This is a genomic window from Pediococcus damnosus (genome assembly GCF_001437255.1).
Taxonomy (GTDB): Bacteria; Bacillota; Bacilli; order Lactobacillales; family Lactobacillaceae; genus Pediococcus; species Pediococcus damnosus.
The window spans coordinates 1-9859 of record NZ_JQBD01000072.1 but is presented as its reverse complement, the minus strand read 5'-3'; the positions used below and the strand labels follow the sequence as shown (position 1 = coordinate 9859).

9 protein-coding genes and 2 pseudogenes are annotated in these 9859 nt (G+C 42.7%); 8 read left to right on the top strand and 3 right to left on the bottom strand.

Annotation, left to right across the window (positions count from 1 at the left end; genetic code table 11):
* Positions 1-238 precede the first annotated feature (238 nt).
* From IV84_RS08285 to IV84_RS08250, 8 genes and pseudogenes are all read left to right on the top strand, one after another.
* Entirely contained in the window at positions 239-976 is a 738-nt protein-coding gene (locus tag IV84_RS08285; protein WP_056986395.1) for an IS30 family transposase, read from the top strand.
* Positions 977-1300: 324 nt separating this feature from the next.
* A pseudogene (locus IV84_RS08280) lies at positions 1301-2020 on the top strand (DUF1003 domain-containing protein); the annotation flags it as partial.
* 320 nt (positions 2021-2340) lie between these two features.
* Positions 2341-2664 carry a DMT family transporter gene (locus IV84_RS08275; protein WP_046871959.1) on the top strand — a complete coding sequence of 108 codons (324 nt, stop codon included), beginning with the start codon at positions 2341-2343 and terminating at the stop codon, positions 2662-2664.
* 90 nt (positions 2665-2754) lie between these two features.
* On the top strand, positions 2755-3198 hold the full coding sequence (locus IV84_RS08270) for a MerR family transcriptional regulator (protein ID WP_046871958.1): 444 nt from the start codon (positions 2755-2757) through the stop codon (positions 3196-3198).
* Positions 3199-3659: 461 nt separating this feature from the next.
* Entirely contained in the window at positions 3660-3998 is a 339-nt protein-coding gene (locus IV84_RS08265; RefSeq protein WP_017260570.1) for a carboxymuconolactone decarboxylase family protein, read from the top strand.
* On the top strand, positions 3998-4414 hold the full coding sequence (locus IV84_RS08260) for a cupin domain-containing protein (RefSeq protein WP_056986391.1): 417 nt from the start codon (positions 3998-4000) through the stop codon (positions 4412-4414). Before IV84_RS08265 ends, IV84_RS08260 begins: the two co-directional genes overlap by 1 nt.
* Positions 4415-4514: 100 nt before the next feature.
* Positions 4515-4688: pseudogene (locus IV84_RS10930) on the top strand (helix-turn-helix domain-containing protein); the annotation flags it as partial.
* Positions 4689-5041: 353 nt separating this feature from the next.
* Complete coding sequence (locus IV84_RS08250) at positions 5042-6406, top strand: NAD(P)/FAD-dependent oxidoreductase (protein ID WP_046041507.1); 1365 nt, start codon at positions 5042-5044, stop codon at positions 6404-6406.
* 96 nt (positions 6407-6502) lie between these two features.
* On the opposite strand, the gene IV84_RS08245 is transcribed toward IV84_RS08250, so the two are convergent.
* The 3 genes from IV84_RS08245 to IV84_RS08235 all read right to left on the bottom strand — a co-directional run.
* The gene (locus IV84_RS08245) at positions 6503-7780 is read right to left on the bottom strand and encodes an ISL3 family transposase (RefSeq protein ID WP_056986390.1); all 1278 of its coding nucleotides are present in this window, start codon (positions 7778-7780) and stop codon (positions 6503-6505) included.
* Between the two features lie 433 nt (positions 7781-8213).
* On the bottom strand, positions 8214-9458 hold the full coding sequence (locus tag IV84_RS08240; protein ID WP_056986389.1) for an ISL3 family transposase: 1245 nt from the start codon (positions 9456-9458) through the stop codon (positions 8214-8216).
* A gap of 145 nt (positions 9459-9603) precedes the next feature.
* The coding region (locus IV84_RS08235) for a hypothetical protein (protein WP_155515911.1) at positions 9604-9843 on the bottom strand (240 nt) is incomplete at its 3' end.
* Positions 9844-9859: the final 16 nt, after the last annotated feature.

Sequence of the window (9859 nt, the reverse complement as noted above, 5' to 3'; positions counted from 1 at the left end):
TTGGTAATATTTATCGCTTTCCCAAAGCCGGTTTAAACTTTAAATAAATCGGTCATTTAAGTAAGCTAGATCAAAATAAAATTTCAGATTTTACGCTTGACCTAAAATCAAAAAGACGCGCATTTTAGAATCAAGTTAGCCACTGTCTCAAAATTTTTTGGACAATAAAAAACATCAAGAACAGATATCCTGTATCATTGAGGTTCCTACACAAACAATGGAAGAGGATATTGTCTTGATGCAGAAACAGGATAGCACACACCGCCAAAAAGGTCAGCACTTAACATCACTCGAGCGCGGAAAAGTGGCCGGATTCCGCCAAGCTGGGAAGTCCAATCGTTGGATTGCTGCTGAAATTGGCCGCCTAGAGATTCGAAATATCGACCTGTTGGAGAAGACTAAGCGGAAGACCTCTCACCAGCACCACACCAAGGCTAAGCGCCTGGCTGGCCGCAGTATCGAGGAACGGCCTAAGGTCGTTGAACGACGCAGGCAGTTCGGTCACTGGGAGATGGATACCATTGTCGGTAAACGCAATGGCAAGGAGAGCGTCATCTTGACTCTGATTGAGCGCAAGACCCGTTGCCAACTTCTCCGCTTGATCGAAGGACGAGATGCAGACTCTGTGAGCTATGCATTGCGTGGAATCAAGCGCGAATGGGGAGCTTGCATCAAGACCATCACAGCCGACAACGGACCCGAGTTCACCGCCTTAAATACTGCTTTTGCTGGGACGGAAACTGAGATCTTCTACGCCCATCCTTACACGTCCTGCGACCGTGGCACCAACGAGGCACATAACCGGATGATCCGCCAGGACTTCCCTAAGGGCATGTCCCTAGATGACATTAGCCCTAGTCAAGTGCAGGCCACGCAAGACCGCTTGAATCAGTTGCCTCGCAAACAACAGGGCTACTGCACACCCCAGCAAAACTTTGAGGCCGAAGCTCGGCGCGTTCGCCGCATGGCCCAGTAGTCTCTCTAGCGCCACAACTTCTATTTGATAACGGCCTGTTCTGGGATTGTCCTCAACGACTGGCTAACTTGTTCTTGCAATTTACGCTCAGAAATGGGTAGGTTCGCTTGGACTTTTTTGAGCGTGTCCTCTATAATGGGTTTGTAGCGATAACTCAGGTCAACCTAGGAAAGGCAGGTGGGTTTTATGTCAGACGCAGATTATCATATATGTTCAACGAGTGATGACGGTCCCGCGTGTTCGCAATTCATAACTGGATATTTAACCCATGCTGTGAACTTTGCCGCACGTGAAATTTAGCATTTACTGAGGTGTTTTAGTCTAATGCAAGAATTGAACGGCACGGTTTACTGTCTCGTTGATCATAAAGAATATGATCTCGTAGACGGTGTTTTCCTAGGAGATTTGGATGGTCCGTTGAGGGCGTTGATTCGTCTCGACTTTCCAAAGGCGACAAACCAAGATTTTATCTGTAGTGAGCATTTGGTCCACTACCGTTTATTAAAGATGGATCAGATGATTGCGAAGGACTATCGCCAGAATCATAAGCTGAACCAAAAGCTTACACGGGTACTTCAAAAAGATACCTATCAGGTGGTTGATGTCCGTCAGCAATTGGAACACTCACTAACAGTTGGTCAGCGGGTTGCGGATGCTGTTGCCCACTTCGGGGGTAGCTGGCCTTTTATTATTTCCTTTGTTCTCATTATGTTATTGTGGATTACTGTTAATTCATTACACCTATTTGGTGTGCATTTCGATCCGTATCCGTTTATTCTTTTGAACTTATTCTTGAGTATGGTTGCCGCAATCCAGGCACCACTCATTATGATGAGTCAGAACCGGTCAGCAGAGTATGACCGGATGGAATCGGCTAACGATTATCACGTTAACCAAAAATCGGAAGAAGAAATTCGGGTACTGCACTCCAAGGTTGACCATATGATTCAACAGGATCAGCCGAACATGTTACAGATTCAAAAGATTCAAACAGAGATGTTGGGTTCGATTGAATCGCAGGTTAATGAACTACGGCGGTTGCAAACGTACTTCGACGATCACATCAATGATCAAGAAAGTAAGCAACCGAAACAACAGAAATCGTCTCAACCGGCACGTCGGCAAACGGATTCGCCACAATCGGTTTCACATAATGAGCAGAGTCACAAACAATCAGATCACGGTTCACTTCATGTGGATAAATAAGTGATGATTGGGAAGACAAAACCACAATTGATTAATGCTTAAATCGGACCAAAAATTTATCAGGATGCCACCCTCGTTGCGGGTGGCTTTTTGCTTTACATCGGCTTTTTTTAGCGACATTATGAGGGTCGGGACAAATTTTTTACGGGGTGGTCACAATGGGGTATGTATATCTGGCTTTAGCCATTGTTGGTGAATTGATTGGCACAAATTTATTGAAGGCATCATCTGGATTTACACTATTATGGCCCAGTTTAGGGGCCTTAATTGCTTATGGTACCTGCTTTTACTTTCTGGCGGTGTGCATGAAAACAGTCAATCTCAATATTGCTTACGCATTGTGGGCTGGCATTGGCGTTGTGCTGTCAACGTTAGTGGCCGTTTTGTTTTGGAAGGAACCAGTCAATTTGGCCAATGTGATTGGGATTGGATTCATTCTGGTTGGCGTTGTGATTTTGAACTTGTTTGGTGCCAATGGCTAGTTCATTTGACACAATAGTGGACAAGACTGTGGGCTATGAGTTAAAGTCGACTTTAACTAATGTGAATATCAACTTCTGGAGGGAATGTTAATGGCGACAAAGACAGCTGTAACAGAAAAGCGCTATCGAATCGGTGAATTTGCAACTAAAACCGGGTTGTCAGGCCCAACGCTTCGTTATTATGAAAAGGAAGGTTTGGTCAAACCACATCGGTCTGACAACGGGTTACGTTATTATACGGATGCAGATGCTAGCTGGATCAAATTCTTGTTACACTTAAAGGGTACAGGAATGACTATCGAACAGTTGAAACAGTATGTGGCTTGGCGCGCTGAGGGGGATGCAACGATCACCAAACGGTTGCAGTTATTGAAGAATGTACGGCGTGGTTTCCTTCAGGAGTTTGAGGAATTGCAGCATAGTATGACGATTTTAAACGACAAGATTGATTGGTATCAGGGAAAAGTAGACGGGCATATTAGTGATAACGAAGGTTTTGCTAATTACCTTGCCAGTTTGAATCATGAAGAATAAATGATAGCGGTGAATGCCGCTTGCGGTTGTCTCCATTGACACGCTTGCCGTGGGACCGGTTTAAGCTTCCTAAGTTCGGAGACTTTCACCTCGTCGCAAAGCCTCGTGGAAAACTGAGTCTTTTCGACCGTCCGTATTGTAAATCTGGCAAAATGCATTCCGGATTAACAATACCTTCACGGTTCGGTATCAATGGGGACGCCCTCCAGCTAATACAGTCGGGACTTCATAATCAACGGAATAACGATTAATTCGGGCGATACCGCAACGAGTGTTTCAGGCAGTGTAGGCATTTTGAATTTCTATAATTTTGATTTAGAGCGACTTAGCAGGTTATGTACCTGTTAAGTCGCTCTTTTTAGTTTTTATGAAATTTAGGGCTTTACTTAAAGTGTACTTTAAGTGTTTCAATGAATTTAATCGCGTTAATCACTTTGTTTTTAATCGAGGAGGAATTTAACATGGCTAAAAAACAAACAGCAGGTCGCAAACAGTTGGGTGATTTTGCCCCACAATTTGCTGCTTTAAATGATGATGTTTTATTTGGTGAGGTTTGGTCCAAAGAAGACGCTTTGTCTGCTCATGACCGTTCCTTAATTACGATTGCTAGCATTATTTCAGCCGGCAATACAGAACAATTAGAAGCTCATTTACGAATTGGCAAACAAAACGGCATTACAAAAGACGAGATTGTTGCTGAAATTACCCACCTTGCATTTTACGCTGGGTGGCCTAAGGCATGGTCGGCGTTTAACCGTGCTAAGGAAATTTGGTCAGATGAAGAGGAGACACATAAGTAATGGCAAACGAAAAATTTGAAACACAAAATGTTTTTGGTCAAGGTAATAAAAATGACGCTTATGCGCAGTATTTTATCGGTCAAAGTTACTTAAAAAATTTAGTTAGTTCAGATGACAATGTCAATGTAAATGTTGGCAATGTGACATTTGAACCAGGATGCCGCAATGACTGGCATATTCATCACAATGGTTATCAAATCTTGCTTGTTACCGGTGGTGAAGGTTGGTATCAGGAGGATGGCAAGCCAGCACAACTACTGCACCCAGGCGATGTGGTTACCATTCACGATGGCGTTAAGCATTGGCACGGTGCGACAAAAGACAGCTGGTTTAGTCATGTCGCAATCACTACGGGGACTTCTGAATGGTTGGAACCGGTCAGTGACGTGGCGTACGATGCATTGTCAAAGGATTAATGGTAGATTGTAAAATTAATCCGAACGCTGTTCGGACAAAAAAGATCAGCTTCCTTTAAAATGGTGTTTACCACAAACCCATCTTTTAGGAGCTGATCTTTTGTCTAGTATAACCTATTCCGAACGAATTAAAATCGAAACCTTTTGTGAACTAGGGCTGTCCAATATCCAAATGGGCGTTCGGCTGAACCGATCACCGTCAACAATTTCTTATGAATTATCTCGATGTCCACCTTATCAGGCTGAATTAGCACAAACAGATGCCGAATACAAGTGGATTGAACAAGATTTTGAAAAAGATCCAAAACATGAACTGATCATTACGATTGGTTCTTACAATTATTCAGGAACCGCTGGAATGGGTCGCGGTTATCATATTCATGGCAGTGGTCAATTCATTAATGAAGGCGCATATTTTGACCAAATGAAAGCCCAATTTGATTGGATTCGCACTGTATTAGTTGTGAAGATTCATGATGTTGAGCAGAAAATATAGCAAAAAAGTTTGGAGCGTCAACTCCAAACTTTTATTTTTAATCAATTTATTGAGCAAAATATGATAGACATTAAGTAATAAGTGTTACCCTTGAAAATGTAATGAAGAAACTATTGTGTTAGGAGGATTTTATGGATAAACGTAAAATTGTAATTGTTGGTGCTTCACATGGTGGTCATGAATCAGCAATTGAGCTGTTGGATAAATATAATGATGTAGATGTAACTGTTTATGAAGCTGGCGACTTTATTTCATTTATGTCCTGTGGTATGCAATTATACTTAGAAAATAAAGTTACGGCTGAAGATGACGTCAGAAACTTTGCTCCTGAAGATGTTGAAAAGAAGGGCGGTCATGTTTATGCCAACCATGAAGTAACCGCGATTCATCCTGAACATAAGACAGTAACAGTTAAGGATTTAACCAATAATTCTGAAGAAGAAGTTCAATATGATAAGTTAATTCTTTCATCAGGTGTAACGCCAAAGTTTTTACCAGTACCTGGCAATGATCTTAAGAATATCTATTTAATGCGTGGACGTGATTGGGCTTCTAAGTTAATGAGTGCTGTTAACAATCCAGCAATTAAGAATGTTGCTATTGTTGGTGCTGGTTATATTGGTACTGAAGCTAGTGAAGTATTTGCTAAAGCTGGCAAGCATGTAACTTTAATGGACATGATTGATCGTCCATTAGGAACTTACTTGAACCCTGAATTGCTTGATGTTTTGGAACCTACCTTTAAGAAGAATATGGACTTGAAGATGGGCGTTAAAATTGAAGGCTTCAACGGTAATGAAAAAGTTGAAAGCGTCAAGACCGATCAAGGCGATATACCAGCTGACTTGGTTGTTGTTTCAGCAGGGGTAACTCCTAATACTGATTGGCTAAAGGACACAGTTGATTTAGATCAAAGAGGCTGGATTAAGACTGATCCATACTTGAGAACGAATGTTAAAGACGTTTACGCTATTGGAGATGCAATTTTGCCACTTTCTATTCCAGCAGGTAAGCCAATGCCAATTGCTTTAGCTACTACTGCTAGAAGAGAAGCACAATATGTGGTTGATCATATCTTTGAAGATAAGCCAGATCGCGCTTTCAAGGGTGTTATCGGTGCTTCAGCTCTTAGCGTCTTTGACTATCACTTCGCTACTGCGGGATTAAATAAGTTTTCAGCTGCTAAGAATAAGCTTGATTATCAAACTAGCTTCTATGAAGATCATATGCGTCCAGCTTATGTCCCAGAAGCAGATAATCCTAAGGTATATGTCAGCTTAACCTTTAATCCATATACTCACCAAATCTTAGGCGGTGCTGTCCTTTCTAAGTATGATATTACTGCTCAAGGCAATGTTTTAGCTTTGGCAATTAGTCATAAGATGCGCTTGGAAGACTTGGCTGAACAAGACTTCTTCTTCCAACCAGGATTTGACCGTCAATGGAGTTTGCTTAACCTAGCTGCTCAACATGCATTAGGTATGGCAAGATTCTAATTTAATCGTTAATAAAAATAAATTATAAAGATAAAAACTAGTCATGTTTTAACGGCTCTTTGTCAAATCCTGTTGATAGAGAGTAAATGAATAGAATCAGGCAGTCATTAAAAGGCTGTTTGGTTCTTTTTCTTTATATTGATTTTCCTCTAAACGAATTCTGGTTAATAGATTGATAAAATTGGAATAGCCGAAAGCTGTTCGTTCGATTTGTTTGATTTTGCGATTGAAGCCTTCAAGACAGCCGTTAGAATAAGGTAGAGCTGCTCCGTTAAGCACCGCTTTTAGATTGTATTTAAAAGTTAGCAGCGTCTTATGCATTAGGGTTCCAATTGAATCTTTGCTGGTAATCAATGATTTAAGCTCATGCGTATTGCCAGTTTCAACGGCTTGAATAAAGCTTTGCATCAGGTTATATGAATTCTCTAAAGTAGTGCTGGTGTTAATGCCTTCTGTAACTACTTGTGTTTGAGTTAAGCAGTCTTTGTAATGCCAGTTGTAGCGAGGATGAACTTTTTCAAGCTCATCAAACTTCTTCAAGTATAATTTCCAGGGAGATTTGAGTAGCTGATACTGTCTGGATCTTTTATCAAAGGTCTTCATGACTTGGACTCTCAGTGAGTTAAAAGAACGAGTAAGCATTTGAATCATGTGAAAGCGATCGATGACAATCTGAGCATTAGGGAAACAGGCTCTGACAATGTCCTGATAGTAAAAGTTGAGATCCATCGTAACGGTTCTAACGTTGGCTCTGGCTTGAGGCGAAAAACGTCCAAAATACTTAAGCAGATTCTTCTTATAACGCGTTCTAAGAATCTGCACGACTTGATGACTATCGCCGTCTAAGCAGATAAAGTGCAGCTGACGATCAACGCCTTTGAATTCATCGAAAGCCAAATGAGCTGGCAGATACTCATAGCTGTCAAGGAAACGGTGAGAGCAGCTGCCTAAAACTCTTTGAACAGTGTTGACAGAAACATTGTTTTCGCTGGCAATGCTGGTCATCGAACGATCTTCAGTTAACGCAGACAAAATTTTTAGCTTAGAGGCATTAGAAATAGAACAGTACTTGCTTGCCAATTCTGATTGGGCCATTGACCAGCGACTGCAATCACGGCATCTAACTCGCTGCTTAGCCAGTCTAATAGTTACTGGATGGCTGGCATTAGCTGTTAAATAGCGAATGTTGGTAATCAGATGTCCATTATGCAGGAGAGCCAAGGAGCCACAGTAAGGACAAGCAGGCTGAATCAATTCTGCTTCATAGATTTTGTGCTTTTTCATCTGGACCATTTTGTAGAAATAGTCTTTGAAAACAATATTTTCGTCTTTAATATCAAGCTCGAATTTAATACAATGATTAAGAGAGGACATAGAAATCACCTTTATTTATAAAATGTTTAGTAGGATAGATTTTTTATTACAGGGGACTATGTCCTCCTTTTTTATGCAATAAAAAACCTGTTAACTGCTGGTACTGCAGGCACCGCGGGCACTGCCGGTACTGCCGGTACTGCCGAAACCGCCCCAACTGCGCCTACTGAACCAAGCAAGCCAACTACTCCAACTTGCCAGCGTTACGTTGTGGTTGTAATTATCCGGGTTCACTACTACAGTTACCGCAGCTACAGCTGCCGCCCATTCTTCGCAGCGAACCGTTGCTTCCGCTCCTGCGCTTGGATGCCATTCTTCTTCTAAGCCGGCAGCTCTGACTTAAGTACATTTTTTTGGCTCTACGTCAACTGGTGTTGAAGAATAAATTTATCATTTGAGGCGGTTCTCCATTTGGGGAGCCGTCTTTGTCATGTTATGCCGTGATTTGGTAGATTCGTTTGAAGAAGTTCAGCTGATTCTTGAAGCCAAAACAGGATCGTTTGAGTGACTTGATGAGGCGGTTAACCCCTTCGATCGGACCGTTGGAATAAGGGCTGGTGACAGCGGCGAGAACAGCGACTTTGTGTCGCTTAAGCGTCGCGATCGTCATGTCCATTGCCGTACCGTTTGGCTCGTAAGTAGCTAACAGGTTTGCCAGTTCCGCGGGATGTTTCTTCACCATCAAAGCATCATGAAGCGCTAAGTAGGTCTCGTAGGTTTGCTTGAGCTTGGGCTCAGTATCAAGTGCGATATCGATGGCCTCCTGTTGCGTGACGTCTTCATTCAAACCAAACAGGAACTGTTTGTGTTTAGCGTCAGGCGCAGTTTGATGAAAAAGCCGCCAGTTTGTCTTCATGATCTTATAAGGACGGCTGTGCTTGTCATCAAGCTGTTTGAGCGCTTGGACGCGTACCTGATCAAGGGCACGAGCCGCAAGTTGAATGATATGGAACCGATCAATGACGACTTGGGCCTTGGGGAAAACCTCATGAATACTCGTCTGATAAGCTGCATTCATGTCCATGGTGACCGTCTGGACCCGAGTGCGTTCAGCGAGTGAATAATGAGCGATGAAGAAGTTTTTAATCGTGCGATTGAATCGGTCACCAAGCAAGGCAATCAGACGATGTGAATCGGCATCAAGACAGATAAACGACATCATGCCATGAGTGGAACGGAACTCATCAAAGCAGAGTCGCGTGGGTAGCCGGCGAGCCGGTCGGAGTTTGAGATTTTGGTCAATGATCCGTTGAACCGAGGAGGCTGAGATTCCGATAATACGGGCGACGGTTTTGACCGGCAACCGTTCATGCGCTAACTTCATGATTCGTTCTGTCATGTGAGCGGCGATCGTGTGGTTGGGTTGCACGAGTGGCGTCTTGGCACTGACTGTGTGGTAACAGTTATGACAGCGCCATCGTTGCTTGTACAAGTCAATGACTGTCGGCATTTCAACCCCGTTGAGGACGCGCACATGGGCCGTGTAAAACCCGTTAGGGTGCAAGGCCTCAAAGCCACACAGTGGGCACCGGGTTAACCGGTAAGTCAGCTCGGCATCAATCACATGATACTGGCGGCGACGTACCCCGTTGCCGCGATATTCATGACGAACAAAGGCTACTTTGATATTATGGTCTGGTATTCCAAGGACGGACAGTGTAGGATCGTATTGGGACATTTACTCATAACCTCGCTTGCTTTTGGTTTCGACGCTAACAAGCATAGCATGGACACTGAGTAGGTGTCTTTTTGCGTTATCCAAAAAGGGCCTATACGTTCAGTGTTGATTGTTTCTCAACACCAGAAAGTGTAGACCCAAAAANATGGGCGTTAACATAGTCAGCAAATATTTTTAAAAGTTCTTCGGTTTGTTCGACCGAGAGGTTATTAGCTTGGAAGTACTTTTCTAATAAAGCCCCTTTTTGAATTAATCGGCGAGAACGGGCTTTGCGGGCTTGCCGATTTTCATAGTATTTAGATTGCCGTAATTTAAAATCTTCCCGCTCAATTTTTTGTTTTAAACGCGCTTGCTGCTCGACTAGTTTTTCATATTGATTAGACATGGAATTTCCCCATCTC